The sequence below is a fragment of the Sediminibacterium sp. genome, assembly GCF_019264485.1.
GTDB lineage: Bacteria > Bacteroidota > Bacteroidia > Chitinophagales > Chitinophagaceae > Sediminibacterium.
The window spans coordinates 48,778-66,018 of sequence record NZ_JAHVAA010000002.1 but is presented as its reverse complement, the minus strand read 5'-3'; the positions used below and the strand labels follow the sequence as shown (position 1 = coordinate 66,018).

11 protein-coding genes are annotated in these 17,241 nt (G+C 40.2%); 4 read left to right on the top strand and 7 right to left on the bottom strand.

Translation table 11 applies throughout. From position 1 onward, the window contains the following. Position 1: 1 nt before the first annotated feature. From KXJ59_RS00545 to KXJ59_RS00535, 3 genes are read right to left on the bottom strand one after another with little or no spacing between them, the layout of a single operon-like run. Positions 2–940 carry a transglutaminase family protein gene (locus tag KXJ59_RS00545; protein ID WP_295199964.1) on the bottom strand — a complete coding sequence of 313 codons (939 nt, stop codon included), beginning with the start codon at positions 938–940 and terminating at the stop codon, positions 2–4. A gap of 12 nt (positions 941–952) precedes the next feature. After that, positions 953–1,894 carry an alpha-E domain-containing protein gene (locus KXJ59_RS00540; protein ID WP_295199961.1) on the bottom strand — a complete coding sequence of 314 codons (942 nt, stop codon included), beginning with the start codon at positions 1,892–1,894 and terminating at the stop codon, positions 953–955. A gap of 32 nt (positions 1,895–1,926) precedes the next feature. Continuing rightward, on the bottom strand, positions 1,927–3,387 hold the full coding sequence (locus KXJ59_RS00535; protein ID WP_295199959.1) for a circularly permuted type 2 ATP-grasp protein: 1,461 nt from the start codon (positions 3,385–3,387) through the stop codon (positions 1,927–1,929). A 152-nt stretch (positions 3,388–3,539) separates the two neighbouring features. Here KXJ59_RS00535 and KXJ59_RS00530 point away from each other — a divergent pair, with 152 nt between their 5' ends. Then, positions 3,540–3,872, top strand: a complete 333-nt coding sequence (locus tag KXJ59_RS00530) for a helix-turn-helix transcriptional regulator (protein WP_295199957.1) — start codon at positions 3,540–3,542, stop codon at positions 3,870–3,872. Positions 3,873–3,874: 2 nt separating this feature from the next. Further along, positions 3,875–4,576, top strand: a complete 702-nt coding sequence (locus KXJ59_RS00525; protein WP_295199956.1) for a hypothetical protein — start codon at positions 3,875–3,877, stop codon at positions 4,574–4,576. Between the two features lie 53 nt (positions 4,577–4,629). Here the strand turns inward: KXJ59_RS00525 and aspS are convergent, their stop codons facing one another. After that, positions 4,630–6,456 (bottom strand): aspartate--tRNA ligase, encoded by a 1,827-nt coding sequence (gene aspS / locus KXJ59_RS00520; protein WP_295199955.1) that lies wholly within the window; start codon positions 6,454–6,456, stop codon positions 4,630–4,632. A 183-nt stretch (positions 6,457–6,639) separates the two neighbouring features. On the opposite strand from aspS, the gene KXJ59_RS00515 reads away from it, so the two are divergent. Together KXJ59_RS00515 and KXJ59_RS00510 are read left to right on the top strand one after the other, a co-directional pair. Continuing rightward, positions 6,640–7,785: an MFS transporter gene (locus KXJ59_RS00515; RefSeq protein WP_295199954.1), complete on the top strand. Its 1,146-nt coding sequence runs from the start codon at positions 6,640–6,642 to the stop codon at positions 7,783–7,785. Positions 7,786–7,995: 210 nt separating this feature from the next. Further along, positions 7,996–8,442, top strand: a complete 447-nt coding sequence (locus KXJ59_RS00510; protein WP_295199952.1) for a hypothetical protein — start codon at positions 7,996–7,998, stop codon at positions 8,440–8,442. Between the two features lie 648 nt (positions 8,443–9,090). On the opposite strand, the gene KXJ59_RS00505 is transcribed toward KXJ59_RS00510, so the two are convergent. From KXJ59_RS00505 to KXJ59_RS00495, 3 genes are all read right to left on the bottom strand, one after another. Further along, positions 9,091–9,495, bottom strand: a complete 405-nt coding sequence (locus KXJ59_RS00505; protein ID WP_295199949.1) for a hypothetical protein — start codon at positions 9,493–9,495, stop codon at positions 9,091–9,093. Positions 9,496–9,545: 50 nt separating this feature from the next. Beyond that, the gene (locus tag KXJ59_RS00500) at positions 9,546–10,601 is read right to left on the bottom strand and encodes an FAD-dependent oxidoreductase (protein WP_295199947.1); all 1,056 of its coding nucleotides are present in this window, start codon (positions 10,599–10,601) and stop codon (positions 9,546–9,548) included. Between the two features lie 114 nt (positions 10,602–10,715). Further along, on the bottom strand, positions 10,716–17,096 hold the full coding sequence (locus KXJ59_RS00495; RefSeq protein WP_295199946.1) for an alpha-2-macroglobulin family protein: 6,381 nt from the start codon (positions 17,094–17,096) through the stop codon (positions 10,716–10,718). Positions 17,097–17,241 lie beyond the last annotated feature (145 nt).

The window sequence follows — 17,241 nt, the reverse complement described above, 5'->3', positions numbered from 1 at the left end:
TCTATTGTTGTTGCCCGGCAAATGTATCAATTATAATGGCTGGAACGGGTGTGTTTTGTTTTTCCATATGCACATCATTCAATTCTTCAAATCTGGCACCATCTTCATAACCCACAGAAACATATACCGACAAGGATTGCTGAGCCGGTCCTTTGAAAGTACCTTTTACCGGACTACAATCGGTAAAATCTCGTCCCACAGCCAGTTTTACATGATGTTGTGTAACGACTACGTTATTCGTTGGATCAACACCCAGCCATCCATACGAAGGAATATAAGCTTCTACCCAGGCATGGGTAGCTCCCTCGCCACGCATACCATTTTTATTCGGACAAATATAGCCGCTTACATAACGCGCGGGAATGCCCATTCTTCTCAAAATTTCCAACATCACATGGGCAAAATCCTGGCATACACCTGCTTTCTTCTCCAATATTTCATCCACACTCGATTCAATAGTGGTAATTCCTTTGATATAGGTAAACTGATTATAAATAAACTCACAGCAATCTTTAATAATCATCGCTACCTGCTTATCTGAATGGTACAAAGCTTTTGCATAACGCTGTATTTCATTTTCTGCAAGTATCGGTGTTGGAGTGCTTAAGGATAGCAATTGCATATTCTGTTCCACTTCTGTTGGCAGGCTTTCAGGGAAATTGCCGGGGATAGATTTAGTAACCCAGTCGGTAGTTCTGATTTTAAGTCTGCTGTCAATTACCAGCTCCCTGTGTGGTGGAAGCAGGTTAAAACTCCCTTTTTTATTGTTCCAGTAATCAAAGGAAAGATGTACATCTGGATTGCCTGTAATAAGAATATCATGTTGTAATATTTCCTGCTGGGCATCAGCATACGGATAGATCTTGATTTCATTTACACTTTCCTTAACGGGCCTGTCGTATTGGTATTTAGTAATATGTTGTATGGTGAAAATGGGCATGGATAAGTTGCTTTAAGAATACGAAAAATACAATTGCCCGAACTGCCGGGAAAAATCTTTAAGATGATGCCTTACCTGGATAAGAAATTTATCAAGTCCCATTTCGGCAACCGCTTCCAGATCCGAATACCGCACATGACTGTTTGTTCTTCCGAATGATCTAGTAATGGCAGGACTTCCTTCTATGGGATTCAAAATGGTGATATCCGATAAATATTTATGCACCCTTTCTAAAGCATAATATAATGACCGGGGGAAATGTTTATCAAATAATACCTGTTTAGCTACATTGTAATTATGTTGCTGATTACTATAATTTTTCAGGTGGTGTTCATAACCAGACAGAGCGAGTAATAGGCCCCGCCAGAATAAAATATCCTGTTCCTGGTTCAGGTCATGATTGACTTTTCTAAAAAAATTATAGGTAAACTCCAGTGTCAGTAAACATCTCTCCGTGTATTTACCGAGGTTCATATAGTTCCACCCCTGTCCACGAGGCATGGTGCTGTCTGTAATACCACAAAACTGATCGCTGTTATTGATAAATGAATCAATAACAAGAATAGCATCATTACCGGATAATTTTTCCTGTGTTGCCGGATGGTGAATCAGGTGATAAATCAGGTTAATCTGCTCCCATACTTCTTTGGTGATCTGATCCTGAACACCTCTGGCATTTTCACGGGCACGGGTAAGTATTACTTTTAACGAATTCTGGTTATTGCTATCCAGTAATAAATATTTTAAGGCGGCTGCATTGTTCTGTTTAAGGGTATTGATTTCGTCTGCAGGTAAACTGGTAAAAATTTCTAATGCAGGTTGCCAGGTGATGGCACTTGTTTGAACTTTATCAAAAGAAAGTATATAGCTGGTTTTTAACAAACGTAAAAGTCCATCTGCTCTTTCCATATATCGGTGAAGCCAGTATAGTGAGTCTGCAATTCTGCTAAGCATATTTGTTAGTTGAGCTTTTAAAATTGGGTTGATCAGTCGCTGCCGGGAAGATCAATTACCCAGGTATCTTTACTTCCTCCTCCTTGTGATGAATTTACTACAAGCGATCCTTCACGCAATGCTACCCTTGTTAAGCCACCGGGAACAATATCAATACCTGTAGGAGAACAAAGTGCATATGGACGTAAATCTACATGTCGGGCCTGTAATTTTCCATCAATCAGGCAAGGCACTGTTGATAACTGGATGATCGGTTGTGCAATAAAATTTCTTGGATTAAGCAGGATGTCAGCTCTTGCTTTATCCAGTTCTTCAGCAGAAGCCTTATTGCCCATTACCATACCATATCCTCCAGATTGATTGGTTTCTTTGATTACCATTTGATCCATATTCGCAAAAACATATTGCCGCTCTTCTTCATTTTTCATCTGGTAGGTAGGAACATTAGGAATGATGGGTTCTTCATTCAGGTAATAACGAATCATGGCAGGTACATAAGCATAAACTGCTTTGTCATCTGCTACACCATTACCCAATGCATTCACAATAGTTACATTGCCTTTTCTATAGGCACTCATTAAACCAGGCACACCCAATGCACTATCGGGTCTGAACACCAACGGGTCAAGGTATTCATCATCAATGCGCCTGTATATTACATCTACCTGGCGAAGACCACCCGTTGTTTTCATATAAACTTTATGATTGTCGACCAGCAAATCTCTTCCTTCAACAAGTTGAATACCCATTTGCCGGGCAAGAAATGTATGTTCAAAATAGGCAGAATTAAATACACCCGGCGTAAGTAATACAACCATTGGGTTATCTACTTTTCTTTGCGACATGGCCATCAGGTTATCATGTAACAAAAGCGGATAATTATTAATCATTCTCACATTGCTGTTAGCCAGTAAGTCGGGGAAAAGCCGTTTGGTTACCTCCCTGTTTTCCAGCATATAAGATACACCTGATGGGGTTCGCAAATTGTCTTCCAGGATATAGAAAGCACCGTCAACTCCCCTGATAAGATCAATGCCGGCAATGTTTACATAAATATCGTGTGGCACATTTATGCCAAAAACTTCACGGGTAAAATGCGGACAGGAAGCGATTAATGAAGCAGGGATAATACCATCTTTGAGAATTTGTTGTTCATGATAGATGTCTTTAAGAAAAAGATTCAGGGCTTTTAGTCTTTGTTTAATACCGGTTTCAATCTGCTCCCATTCTTTATTGGTAATAACCCTTGGAATGATATCATAAGGAAATATCCTTTCTATTCCTTCGTTGTCACTGTACACAGTGAATGTAATTCCCTGGCTCATGAAAAGTTCAGCAGCCATTCTGTCTTTCTGCTGCAGTTCCGTAAGGTTTAGCCCACAGAGCTCATCGCATATTGAATGATAGGGGAGCCGAACGGTGTCTGATTCTTTCATTTCATCCCAGGAACCTGGTCTGATCTGATAATTATTGAAAAGCAGGTTTCCATGCATAAGTAGTTGATTGTATGGTCTGGTACAAACAAAAAATGGTTGCATCCCCGCAGGGAGAGCAACCAGATACAATATACGAAAAGCCAAGATACTCTCAAAATTAATTATACCTAAGAAAGTTAGGTATAATTAATTTTCTCTACCTTCAATTCATGAATAAGTCTGCTTTATACAAAGGCTGTCTTGAACCCATTATTATTCAGTTACTGAAAGATAACGGGCGTATGTATGGCTACCAGATTACACAAAAGGCACGTGAGTTGACTAAAGGGCACCTGGATATTACAGAAGGGGCTTTGTATCCGCTTTTGCATCGGCTGGAAGAAGAAGGGATATTAGAAACTGAAATTGAATCTGCGGGTAACCGAATGCGTAAGTATTATTCACTTACAAAAGCAGGGAAAAAACAATCCGTACAGTCATTTAATGAACTACAATCATTTTTAGAGAATTTATCATTGATTTTTCAACCTAAAACTGCATGACTATGTTATCTGATGAACAGATTCAAGAATTGTATGCTTATTGTAAAAGAAAGAGTATCAGCTACTATGACATACAGGTAGAAATTGTTGATCATATGGCTAATGCGATTGAAGAGAAGATGCAAACCAACGAGTCACTGACTTTTAAGCAGGCATTAGAACTGGTTCATTTTTCTTTCGGTAATCTGGGTTTACGGGAGATTGTTGAAGCTAAGACTACCACAATGCGAAAAAAATACCGTAAAATGCGTAAACGCTTGTTTTACACTTATTTTACTTTTCCGAAAATATTGCTGGCAATAATGATTCTTTTAAGTGTCATTACAGTCGATCGTTTTTTGTCTGAACCATATTTAATAGCTAATATTATTTTAATCGGGCTAATTGCTGCAATTCAATTTCTGCGAGTTGAAAGAGATAAATCGAAACTTCGCCGAACCCAGCATGAAAAATTGCTGATGACTGATCCTCAATTCTTTGATTTTAGTTTTTACTATTTAGTATTCATTCTTCAAATACTAACGAGTTTATTTAAGAAACCATTTGATCTATTGGCAGGGGAAGAGTTAAGAAGTAATATTCAGATTTATGGAATAGTTGTTATAATGATTTTATACATTATTAATTCATTGGTCAAAATAGAAATGTTGAACGAAGTACAAAAGGAAGCTAAAAATAAATATCCTTCGGCATTTGCCAACTAAGCAACTGATTTTGAAAATCATATTTATGATTTTCAAAATCAGTTGCTTAATGATTATTTCAAATCTAATTTAATCTGTAATTCATCAAACTGTTGTGCATCAATCGTACTTGGGGCATCTAACATTACATCTCTTCCACTGTTATTTTTAGGAAAGGCAATAAAGTCGCGGATGCTTTCACTGCCGCCTAAAATGGCACAGAGACGATCGAAGCCGTAGGCAATACCACCATGAGGAGGGGCCCCATATTCAAAAGCACCTAACAAGAAACCAAATTTATGTTGTGCTTCTTCTTCACTCATACCCAAAGCCGCAAACATTTTCTCCTGTAACTCACGTTGATAAATACGAATAGAACCACCACCAATTTCATTACCATTCAATACCATATCGTAGGCATTGGCTTTGATATTGGAATAAGGATGCTCCAGGTACTTATCTGCGTTTTCAATAAGCGGGTTGTTATTGATCATTACTTCAATCTGGTCAGGTTTCGGAGAAGTAAAAGGATGGTGACGTGCAACCCATCTGTTACCTTCTTCATCGTATTCAAACAAAGGAAAGTCAAGAACCCATAATAATTTGAATTCATCATCTTTTCTCAACCCCAGTCTTCTACCCATTTCCAAACGAAGTTCACTGGTTGCTTTCCTCGTTCTTTCTTCTCTTCCTGCCAATATCAATACAAGATCGCCTGCTTTGGCACCAGCGGCATCTGCAATGGCTTTGAGTTTTTCTTCAGCGTAAAATTTATCTACACTGCTTTTATATGTCCCATCTGTATTGCACTTGATGTACACCAAACCCTGCATGCCAATCTGTGGACGTTTTACCCATTCGGTCAGTTCATCGGTTTGCTTACGGGTGTATTCGCTGCAACCGGGAGCGGCAATAGCCAATACGGTTTCTGCATTATCAAATACGCCAAAACCAGCACCATTAATCAGTTCGCCGATAGCATTTATTTTTCCGCCCTTCAGGAAAGCCGATTTAAGATTAGCGATCTGCATACCAAAGCGGATATCTGGTTTGTCGTTACCGTATATCCACATGGCATCTTCCCAACTCATGCGTTCCACTTTTTCGGTGTAGTCGATATTCTTTACATCTTTAAACACCCGCTTCACCATTCCTTCAAACATGTTCAAAATATCTTCCTGCTCTACAAAAGCCATTTCGCAGTCGATCTGTGTAAACTCCGGCTGACGATCCGCACGCAGATCCTCATCACGAAAACATTTTACAACCTGGTAATATCTGTCATATCCACTCACCATCAATAGCTGTTTGAAAGTTTGTGGCGATTGAGGTAATGCATAAAACTGACCCGGGTTCATTCTGGAGGGCACTACAAAATCTCTTGCTCCTTCTGGTGTTGATTTAATCAGAAAGGGTGTTTCTATATCCATGAAATTAGTTTCATGTAAATAGTTGCGTGCTGAACGGTTAACTGCATAACGCAGTTCCAGGTTTTTTTTAATGGCGTTTCTGCGCAGGTCAAGAAATCGGTATTTCATACGCAGGTCATCGCCACCATCTGTATCATCCTGTATGGTAAACGGTGGTACGGCCGATTTATTAAGGATTTTGAAACTGCTTATATGAATCTCAATATCACCGGTGGGAATATTGGGATTTTTATTACTTCTTTCTGCAATGCTACCCGTTGCCTGAATTACAAATTCACGTCCTAATGGCTGGGCATCCAATGCGGTATTTAAATCTTCTCCAAATAATAATTGTGTAATACCATATCGGTCGCGCAGGTCAACGAAAGTAATAGCGCCGAATTTACGAACAGTTTGCACCCAGCCGGCCAGGGTTATATTTTTTCCGGCATCACTGGCCCTTAACTCTCCACAAGTGTGTGTACGAAACATAATTGGTTCTTTGAGGTTGATTGCTTGTAGTAGTTGATAGCCCATAGACTATAGTCCATGGTATATGGACCATCGACCATGGGCTATGGTCTACCTTAACGGGCTGCAAATATACTTCAAAAGCCCTAAGCATCCGAATGAGAGAGGGCTTGAAAAACAGCGGTTTTATCTCATCTTTGTCACATGCAAGCAACCAGATCACTGAAAGCACATCGTTTGGCGGTGGCTGTCTTCTTTTTTATGGCGGGTTTATGTTTTGCCAGTTGGGCAAGCCGCATACCAGATATCAAGCTTAAACTGGGTTTAAGTGATGCAGGGCTGGGCGCAGTTTTATTTGCTTTACCCATCGGTTTAATGCTGAGCCTGCCACTATCGGGCTGGGCTGTTACACGTTTCAGCAGTAAAACGATGGTAACTATTGCAGCAGTTGGTTATCCATTGATATTGATCCTCATTGGTGCCGTAACTGCCACCTGGCAATTGGTGGGCGTATTGTTTTGTTTTGGCATTTTCGGAAATCTCTATAATATTTCTGCCAATACACAGGCAGTGGGTGTAGAATCATTGTACCAACGGTCAATTATGGCTACTTTTCATGGTATCTGGAGCCTCGCCGGTTTTTCCGGTGCCGCTATTGGTACCTTTCTTATTGCTCAGGAAATAACACCCTTGCATCATTTTTTATTGATTTGTATAGCCTCGCTTGTTGTTGTATTGCTGGCACAGGGTTATATTCTTCCCAAGGATACAAAACCCGAAAAACAACAACCCCTTTTTGTAAAGCCAGATGCTTCGATTCTCAAGCTGGGACTGATTGCTTTTGGTTGTCTGGTTTGTGAAGGAACTATGTTCGACTGGAGTGGTGTATACTTTCAGAAAGTAGTGAAAGCACCTAAGGAAATGGTAACACTGGGTTATACTGTTTTTATGGCCACCATGGCTACCGGCAGGTTTCTGGGCGACAGGCTGGTAACCCGTTTTGGTATACAAAGAATGCTGCAGGCCAGTGGTATCATCATCAGCAGTGGATTGGCCATTGCTGTATTGTTTCCCGCCATTACTACGGCTACTTTTGGTTTTTTTCTGGTAGGGCTCGGTGTTTCATCGGTTGTACCGATGGTCTACAGCGCCGCCGGTAAATCGAAAACCATGTCGCCGGGAGTTGCATTGGCAGCCGTATCAACCATTGGATTTTTAGGGTTTTTGATTGGACCCCCACTCATTGGTTTTATAGCAGAATTATCCGGTCTTCGCTGGTCATTCACCATCATTGCTATCATTGGTTTCTCCACCACCATTATGGCCACCCTTATGAAATGGGAACGATAAATAACCCTGCGAAAACCCTGCGTTCTCTTTTCTCTGCGGTGAATTTACTCGAAGATTCACCGCAGAGAAAAGAGAAAACGGAGTTTGCGCAGGGTAGTTGTGATGATGGATACGTTAAATAAAATCTAAAAGAGCATACAAAACAAATTCTGGTAAAAGAATTGGATTATAGAAGATGTAAACAGTTCTTAACCCTGAAAATGATTTTGTATGAAAAAACTGCTACTCTTTACCACACTTATTGTTTTGCTTACCAGTTGCTCCAAAGCAGTGATTGATGTAAGCCCAAGATCGATAGCCGGAACATGGGTGGTATCTGATGCTGCGCGCAGCGACGGATATGGCTGGCAATACTTCAGGTCGGGACTGGAAGATGGTGTATTTGATTTCTACAGAAATGGTAGTGCCGAATATGATGATGGCTATAACTTCATGAAGGGCTCATGGCATATTCGTACCATTATTGGTGGTTATTACGATCAGTATGGTAACTATTACGATCGGGCACATGATATATGGGAAGTAAATGTGTACGACAGTTATACCGGTGCTTCAGTAGATATGTATTTTGATGATATTGCTGTGTATAATAACCGTATCGTAGCTACCAATTACAACGGTAACTATATAACACGTTACACATTCAGAAGACTATAGAATAATCTTTGAATCTGTGGCTTATCATTTGCCACAGATTCAAAGATTGTATTTACTAAGGAGGAATGGTTTTCATTTTTTAATTACGTTGGTTATTTTCTCACAAGGTTGTTTAGCGAAAACGACACAACATTTTTTTTGAGTGATAATGGTTGTCGTTTTGGTTGTTTGGGGTTGCCGAGACAGAGTAACAATACTGCCGCGCCGGCAATCGCCACTGCGAATGGTTTCATGTTTATAGAATGATGGTGTGAAGAAAATTGTATACGACTTCCCTTACCGTCGCTGACGGCACCATTGGGTACTGATATTGAGGTATAAGTTTTCAGCTGCAGCTAAAAAACTTACATCACATTCATCAATGTTCTTTTCCGGAAATGGTGAACGGGAAGAAATTTAGTTCGTATGAACTTCTGGTGGTTTCACGCGCTGACGGAAACGGGCAAACAGAAATTCAGTGTGGTGGTTCATATTACATGGGAGCGAGGCTCCATTTACTTTGAAGACATAAAGATATAGGGGGCGGAAACATCAGCATATGAAAACAGGGACAAGCGGGACTTGCGCCACTACAAGCGGTAAAGTACCTGTGATGAATGGTAATATAAGTGCGTCGGCGGCAAAATAGCTTGTTCAGCGGCATATTTGCTACATCGTTTCATTTTCTTCCTTATGCTTTGGCCGCCAGATAATATAATAGAATGCAAGTATCAACACACCCATTCCAAAAGGGATTAAAGCCAGCTGTTTAAAAGTGAATCCTTCCCACACAATTCTGTCAGCAAACCCTAAGAATTCACTGATCATCCAGTAAGAATTCGCACTGATCCATACGGCAATAGCAATATTGTGGCAAAGTTCCGACATCATGTTTCTTGTTCGCCAACTGATAATCAGTGCAATGGTTAATGTGGGTACTATCATCGTTATTCCGAGTACTTTCAAACCCAGACACCAGGCAACATCTTTAAAAAGCCAGAAAACAATATGCATGTTTTCCATCTTCCGGTACTTCAACGGAATGGTATAGTGTTGTTTTGGGGGAGTAGACATCTGTGCAGTTAGTTAGTAGTAATGTCTGCAATATTAATTTTTTTCGTTTATCAGCGACTTAAAATTCTGCTGAAACGCCGAACATCTGCGGCGGGCATTATGGCTTCATTGTTTACCAGTGCTGCAGTAAACTGCTGGGCAAAATAAGGTGCAAGCGAACAACCTTTGGTACCCATACCATTAAATAGGCCAATGGTTGAATGCACCGGATGCATTCCCACGAATGGTCGTCTTTCCATATTAGCTGGTCTTTCTGCGGCAATATGATCAAGAATGGTATAGGGCAGTTTTAACCAGTGTTGTAAGTAAGTATCTATTTTTTGTCTGAAATCGCGAGAAGGATGGGTATCTGTAAAGTTCCATTCATAAGTGGAACCAATCCACCATTGATTATTTTTCCAGGGAACAAGGTTGATACCCTGTTTATAAATATTTGTTGTTGGCAGGTCTTTTATTTCTGCAATAATAGCCTGGCCTTTATTGGGAGCATATGGGAGCAGTTGGAAATAAGGATTCTGAAAACCGGCCGCACCCTCGCAACATATAATGGCTGATGCATGAAGATCACCATAACTGATTCCATCTTCACCAATCCTGCAATCTTTCCAATCGAAGTGTTGTTCAAGCAAGGCGTTCGCAGTTTTTAAACGAGCCCGCCAGCAATCCAACAAAGTATGCAGATCGATAAGCCAGCAGGGATTTATTTCTCCCACACCAAAATTGAAATTGAAATATTGTTTTAGCGGCTCAGTATGTTCGGGTACCCGCAGGTATTCTTTTTCTTCGATCAAGCGTTCCTGAAAAGCCAGCATCATTTGCGGGGTAGGGTGGAAGTCGAGGATATTAGATTGACGGATCAGCGAAACATCCAGCTCTGTTTCAAGTTGCTGATAAGCCTTCACGGCAAAGGGCATAATGGTATCAATTTCCCAGGTACGCACAATTCTTCTACCCGTAACAGGATTAATTACCCCACTTGCTACTTTCGATGCTGTATAAGGTTTTGAGTCATCCACCACCATTACAGTCTTCCCGGCACGCATCAGGTTCCAGCTTAACATGGTACCGCAGATGCCCTGGCCGATGATGAGATAGTCGAGATTCATGATGTCAGATGTCAGATGTCAGATGTCAGATGTCAGATGTCAGACATTTTTGGATTTGCAAGTTATGACTTTCCTCAAATCCTACATCTGACATCTGCGATCTTACATCCTATATTATTCCTCAACCCTTATCTTCATTCCTCCCGAATTGGCTGTAAACTCAGGAGCGTACATACATTGTATGCTGGCATTACCTGTAGAGAATACACCGGTATGGGTAATGAATACAGGGTAGTCGAATACATAAGTACCTTTTCTGAGCTGACTGATAAAGAAATTGGTACTGGCATCTTTGGTGCTTTCATAATAACCAAGTCCATCCTGCCATTTATAACCACTCAGTACATTCACAGGCTCCATGGCAGATGCGCGTGTGTCTTTGAGATGCAGGTATTCCATTTCACGATCGCTTTTAAGTAGCAAGCGGATCACCACTTTATCACCTGGTTTGAGTACTGCATTTTCATTTACGGGTTCGAGTATTTTACCTGTATTGCTGTTGCGTTCAATGAATAATTGTTTGGTGATGGATAATGGTGTGGCAGATGGAGTTATTTTATCCATGTCTTCAAAATACTGCCAGTAAATACTGCCCCAGGATGGACTTTGTATTTTCTCTGTTCCTTTTGTTTGTACAGTAACTTTAATATTCCCCATTTCTGGTTTTATAAATCTGCCTTCTATTCTTTGCTGAAAATAACCTGTTCCTGCTTCTGTTCTGCGATCCTGGTTACTGTAGCTGCTATTGCCGAGTTGAATGCTGATATTTTTTTCTGTGTGCAACAGATCGGTACCGGTCATGAGTAATGCATAACAGGCTTCGGCAGTGGCCACTGTTGTTTTCCAGTTGTTGCTCTGTTTGTTGAGTAATAACCAGTTTCTGGCTTCATCAATCGATTTGTTACCCTCAAACATGGGTTGCCCCTGTTGCAGTTCCTGTAAGAACTGAATCATGGTAGCCTGGTGTTCGATAGGCGTATGATACCATGAATAAGTTTGTCTGTCTTTCCAGTACAGCGATGCTTTTGAACTGTCTCTTACCGCATTCTCCAGAATGGCACTGCGTAGATTTACATTTACATAACGAATTTCATTATTGCGGTAGTAAACCAGTCCGAGTAATGCACGATGGTATATAGACTGTCGTTGAATCTGCAACTTACCACGGTTGTAAAAAAAGTTATAGGCTTCTCCATATTTAGGTAAAGCAATATCTCTGTAAAAACTACGCATATAGAGATACTGTATATGCGAACCTGAAATAAGGGTGCGGGTGGTATCCAGTTTCGATTTCTTCCAGTACTGGTATTCTTTGTTTGTTTCTTCATCCATGAATGCAACTGCTTTTTCGATCATGGGTTTAAGACGAATGGCAATATCGGGTGTGAGTGCACCGATTCTTTTTAATTTACCAAGACCGGTGATGACGTAATTGGTCATATAACGGTCGCCATAACCACCTTTGAACCAACTGAAACTACCATCAGGCAGTTGCATATCACTAAGTTTCTGTATTATTTGATCTGCCTGTTGACTGAGGCGGAACATATCGAAGAGCAGGGCAATATTTTTCTGCTGTTCTTCCTGGCTTTGTGCTGCAAATACCCAGGGGGTTTCTTCCAGCATGATTTGTTTCAGCGATTCGTTCAACTGTAATTTGCTTTTTGCGCTGGCAGTATCTTTTAACCAGGAATCAAATACTTTTTTAATTTTCGGATCCCTGTTCACGATATAACTGCCCAATGCATTGGCATAAAAACGATTGAATGTTTGCTCCACACATTCATAAGGATATTCCATTAGATAGGGAAGTGCACGAATGGCTTCCCAGATGGGATTGGTAGTATAGTTGATAGTGATGGCTTCATGTGTTAAACTCGGACTGTTTGCCTGTATGAGTTTTTCAAAACGGAAAGATTGGGTGGTGTCTTTAGTAATGAGTACCGGCAAACTTTCCGTTACCAACTGACGATTGGTAAGCACCGGTAACATATTTTCCTCTCCATCACTGTAATTATCTGCTTTGGCTGTAATACGCCATGTAAGTGTTTTATTGAAACTGAATGGAACCTGTACAGGGAATTTAATAGCAGTGCTTTGTCCGGCGGCGGCTGTAAAATATTGTACAGGAAATACATTCTGGAACCAGCCGTCTACTGAATTACCTGTTGCTGCATCTACCAGTTCAAATGTGGCCTGTCCGGATAATTCTTTCTCACTAAGGTTTGAAATTTTAGCGCTGAATTCCAGTTTATCACCTTCTCTGATAAAACGGGGGGCATTGGCCTGCACCATTAAGGTTTTCTGTGTAACCATATGGGTAGTGTTGGCACCAAAAGCAAGGTCTTTTGAATGTGCCAGGCTCATCCATTTCCATTTGGTTAATGCATCCGGCATAGTGAAACTGAAACTATAGTTACCTGCTGTATCTGCATACAAATGCGGCAAGAAGAAAGCAGTTTCGTTGAAATTTTTACGGATGGTAACAGGAGGGGTATCACCTGTTGTTGTAATAATAATAGCGCCATTTGCACCAGCAGATCCATATTTGGCAATGGCTTCCTGAGGTGTTAAGGTTGACATCAATAAAATTTTATCTTCGGCAATTTGTGGTACACCAGTAACGATTTTGCCGTTCACCACATATAAGATAGTAGAAGAGCCAATGCTATTGGAACCACGAACAGTTATAGCAGTTTCATTTGTGTTAGATAAACTTGTAATGGTCTGTGGAGCTGGTAAAGCAACCGTTAGATTTGCACTTGTAACTGCCCTCATTTTTCTGGCGTCTCCACTTTCTGATTTCGATCCTGCGTAAGCAGCCTCTTGCTCTCCTTTGATATTATATACTTCTACATTTTCCAGTATTTTTTCAACATGCTTTCTTAGTTTATCTGAAATGTTTGGACCTGCATAAGTAATCCAGTTCCGTATATTTCTTTCATAAAAATCATAATGACTTTCTACCAGCTGATCAAGTGTTTCATTTGATTCCGGAAGGTAATCCCATCCAGGAACAATGTTTTCGTATGCATTGGAAATAGTGAAGTTTCTGCCCGATGTAAAATTGTTGGTCAGGTAATTGACTGGCCAAAGTCCGGGTACACTCAGTTGGTGTGCTTTAAACTGATCAAGTGATGCATCGTACATAGTGGTTAATAATTCTGCCGCTACCTGTTCATTTTTTTGCCCTTTTACCTGAACCGTCCATGTTTCTTTACTGCCGGGTTCCGTTTTATTTCTGTAACTGCTATATTGAACGGTTAGCTGTTTATTGGTCCACGGAACTTCTATTCTTGTTTGAGAACTATACAGCCTGTTATGTAATACATAGGCTTCTGCAATAGTAACGCCACCTCTGTCTGCCTCTTCTGCTATAAAACGACTTTCAGTAATACCCGTTTTTCTGTTTTGGTATTCAATGACTGGTTTCTTATTTTTTCTTTCTGTTTTTTGAATTACAAATAATTCTTTTGCATTTGTTCCACTGATATAAACAGCAGTATCACCGGGTTCAATAACAGATTTGAGCTTATGGTGAAATTGATAAGCCGCATAAGGCATTTGCTGCAACTGACTATTAAATACAGTAGTATATTGTATGCTATTCACTTCATTTCCATCTTTATCTTTGGCACTGGCTTCTATTTTATATTGCCCGGCAGCAAGTGGCTGATTTAATAACAACGCCGATGCTGTTTGTGTATTGACGAATCCTTCCTGTACCAGTTTTTGAACCGGCCATTCAGTCATCTCTGATTCTGAAGCATATTCATCATACGGAAACAATGCGGTAAATTCTTTTTCGCTCAGCAGGAACTGATCTGGTTTTTCCCACAGTCTCTTACGGATAAGCCTTAGAGGCGTCTGCAATGCATATACTTTAATGCTTACTGTAGCCGGCTCAGGCTCGTTACTGAGGTTGGTGGTTTTTATGCTTATTTCCTTCAGGTCTTTACTATCTGTTAGCTGTGGGCTTGCTACACTAAGTTGCAGCGACTGGTAGCCAATGCTAATATCTGTACTGGCTGTTCTTGTTTCACCATTGGCATCCGTAACAGTGGCATTGATGGTGAAAATAAAAATGGTATTGGCATTTTCATCCTTACTGATATCGTCAGCATTTGCTTTAAAAGAAATATTGAAATTGCCCGATGCATCAGTAGTAAGATTGCCATTGCCAATTTCTCTGTTATTATCTGTTCTTGACGGACCTCTGCGATACCATGGGTAATAGCTGCGTTTATAACGGGTAATAGTGTAAACTACTTTGGCTCCATCTATATGATTACCTGCAAAAGCTTTTGCATTTCCGGTAAGACGGATGCTGTCGTTAAGACGATAACTGCCTTTGGGTTTTTCGAAGGAAACGGAATAAGTGGGACGTTTGTATTCTTCAACGGAGAAAAATGTACTGCCTGCTTTTATTCCGGTTGTATACAGGCTGAAACTACCCGTTAGTACTTTTGCAGGTAATTGAAACTTACCGCTAAATGAGCCATAATCATTCAGCGCATAACGAACTGAATCAATTTTCTTTCTGTTTACATCCTGCAAAATTACCCAGCCTGAATCATTGGTAAGGAGCTTGCTTGTTTGTGTTCGATACTCACGGGTAATACCAATACCTTTAAAATAAACCGTTTGCCCCGGTCTGTAAATAGACCTGTCTGTAAAGAAAAAAACCTGGCTTCTGCTTTTTTCAAATATGATCCTTTCTTCCTCAACGGGTTCTGTTATTTCTTCGTTGGAGACTGAATTATAATATTCATAATCGCCAGTTGTGAACTTCAACTGGTCGTTGTTGGTTTCAAAATGATACCTGAAATAACCGGTTTTATTTTTTTCGGCAAAGCTGAAATGGCCGTTTTTATTGGTTATCAGTTTAGTGATGGTTTGGTACTCGGCCTTACGCGTTCCATTATTATAAATCTGATACTGGATGGTGACATTTACATTGGACAGGGGTTTGCCAGTTTCACGGTGAACCACAAAAAAGTCACTCGCGTTTTTTATATAACTGATATTCGATACCATAAATGGCAGGTACCTTAGCTTACTAAGACTGTCATTAAAAATCGGGTCATTCGAGCACAGTAATGCATAAGTTCCTGCAGGTAAGGCTGGTAATGCAATTTCTGTGGCATGCATCTGGTGATCATTTGTTTTCGGGAGTGCCAGTGAAAGAAATTTCACCGCTTTTTGTTTGGCTATTTTTTTCCAGAAACTCTTTTCCCAGAACTGATCGGTATTGGATGTCTGTTCATCAATGCGTAGTATGCGGATATAAATACTATCCATATTTCTGAAATCCAGCTTTGCGCGGAATGGCTGATTAACCGAATTTACCTGCTCTGTCTTCAACATCATTTGGGTAAATTCGATTTGCTGTAACTGGTTCTTCATTTTCTTGACACCATATACATCGCTGTTAAAACCAGTCAGCCCCCTTTCAATTATTTTCTTTGCTTCTACATATGCATAACGATTTGTGGTGTCGCCAAATGGACTATAAGTAGATGCCCTGCTGATATATAACTCAGCCAGTTGCGACCAGATCTCTGCCGTAAGTGAGTAGGCCGGGTATTGTTCTGTTAACTGCTGAAGTGCTGTTTCGTATTTTTTTTCTTTATACTGAAAAGAGGCCTGTGCATACACCCAGTTGATTCTTTCCAGGTCAAGAAAGAGCAGAAGGTTTTTATCTTTATCAGCACTGTGATGTGTTAATATTTTTTTATACAAATTCAAACAGTGCCATATGGGTGAAGTACTGTCTGAAGTTGGAAAATCTGTTTTGATAAAATCCGACACAGGAGCCAGTGATTTTTCATCTTTCAATGAATAGGCTTCTACTGGTTTACTTATATAAGAATGTCCCGATTTAAAAAAATCTAGGGCTTCCCGGATGGCGAGATCGTAAAGGCTGGTATTGGGATATCTTTTACTACCTCTTAACAGTACAGCATCAAACTGCTCTATATTAACAGCTTGCAATAGTTTTTCATTGCTGATAGTGTTCAGGTATAAAGCCGAAAGTTCTTTATAAAAATCATCCATCGACCAAGTATCTATCTCTTTTCCGGATTGAGCAGTTGAAGTTTTCCTGTTATAAAACTGCCAGCGGTAATCATTGAAATAGGCAATTATTTTTTTTGCCAGTAATAACTGCAGTAACTGTTTAACCACAGGTTCATTTGTGGCATTAATTTCAGTTCGTAGCCCGGCAATAATTTCCTTTTTCCCTTTTTCTGTAATATTATTCTCAATGGAATAACGATAAATAAGGCTTTTGATCTTCTGTGCAGGGAGGTTTCTCTGTTCAGCTTTCTGGTACAACTCATTTACTTTCACCAATGCCGTTTTATCGAGTCCCCGTTCGAGTATCAGGATATCAATGGTAAACCATTCTTTCAGAAAACTTGTATCAGGTTGTTGGGCATTGGCAGTAGCGGAAAAAAAGGTGATCAGAAGAAAGCAAAGAAGGCTGAATCGCATGCATCAAAATTTAAGTAGAAAAATACGTTCTATTTAATTGGGATGCAAACATCTTTCATATTCACACGCTTATAACCGGATTAACAAAAGTTTAGTAGCCAACCATATTAAAAACGAAAGCTTGCGGCTTTCGCCACAAGCTTTA

Excerpts from the sequence above, each read along its gene's own strand:
- KXJ59_RS00545 (WP_295199964.1), bottom strand. The coding sequence starts at position 940 with ATGCCCATTTTCACCATACAACATATTACTAAATACCAATACGACAGG.
- KXJ59_RS00540 (WP_295199961.1), bottom strand. The coding sequence starts at position 1,894 with ATGCTTAGCAGAATTGCAGACTCACTATACTGGCTTCACCGATATATG.
- KXJ59_RS00535 (WP_295199959.1), bottom strand. The coding sequence starts at position 3,387 with ATGCATGGAAACCTGCTTTTCAATAATTATCAGATCAGACCAGGTTCC.
- KXJ59_RS00530 (WP_295199957.1), top strand. The coding sequence starts at position 3,540 with ATGAATAAGTCTGCTTTATACAAAGGCTGTCTTGAACCCATTATTATT.
- KXJ59_RS00525 (WP_295199956.1), top strand. The coding sequence starts at position 3,875 with ATGTTATCTGATGAACAGATTCAAGAATTGTATGCTTATTGTAAAAGA.
- aspS (WP_295199955.1), bottom strand. The coding sequence starts at position 6,456 with ATGTTTCGTACACACACTTGTGGAGAGTTAAGGGCCAGTGATGCCGGA.
- KXJ59_RS00515 (WP_295199954.1), top strand. The coding sequence starts at position 6,640 with ATGCAAGCAACCAGATCACTGAAAGCACATCGTTTGGCGGTGGCTGTC.
- KXJ59_RS00510 (WP_295199952.1), top strand. The coding sequence starts at position 7,996 with ATGAAAAAACTGCTACTCTTTACCACACTTATTGTTTTGCTTACCAGT.
- KXJ59_RS00505 (WP_295199949.1), bottom strand. The coding sequence starts at position 9,495 with ATGTCTACTCCCCCAAAACAACACTATACCATTCCGTTGAAGTACCGG.
- KXJ59_RS00500 (WP_295199947.1), bottom strand. The coding sequence starts at position 10,601 with ATGAATCTCGACTATCTCATCATCGGCCAGGGCATCTGCGGTACCATG.
- KXJ59_RS00495 (WP_295199946.1), bottom strand. The coding sequence starts at position 17,096 with ATGCGATTCAGCCTTCTTTGCTTTCTTCTGATCACCTTTTTTTCCGCT.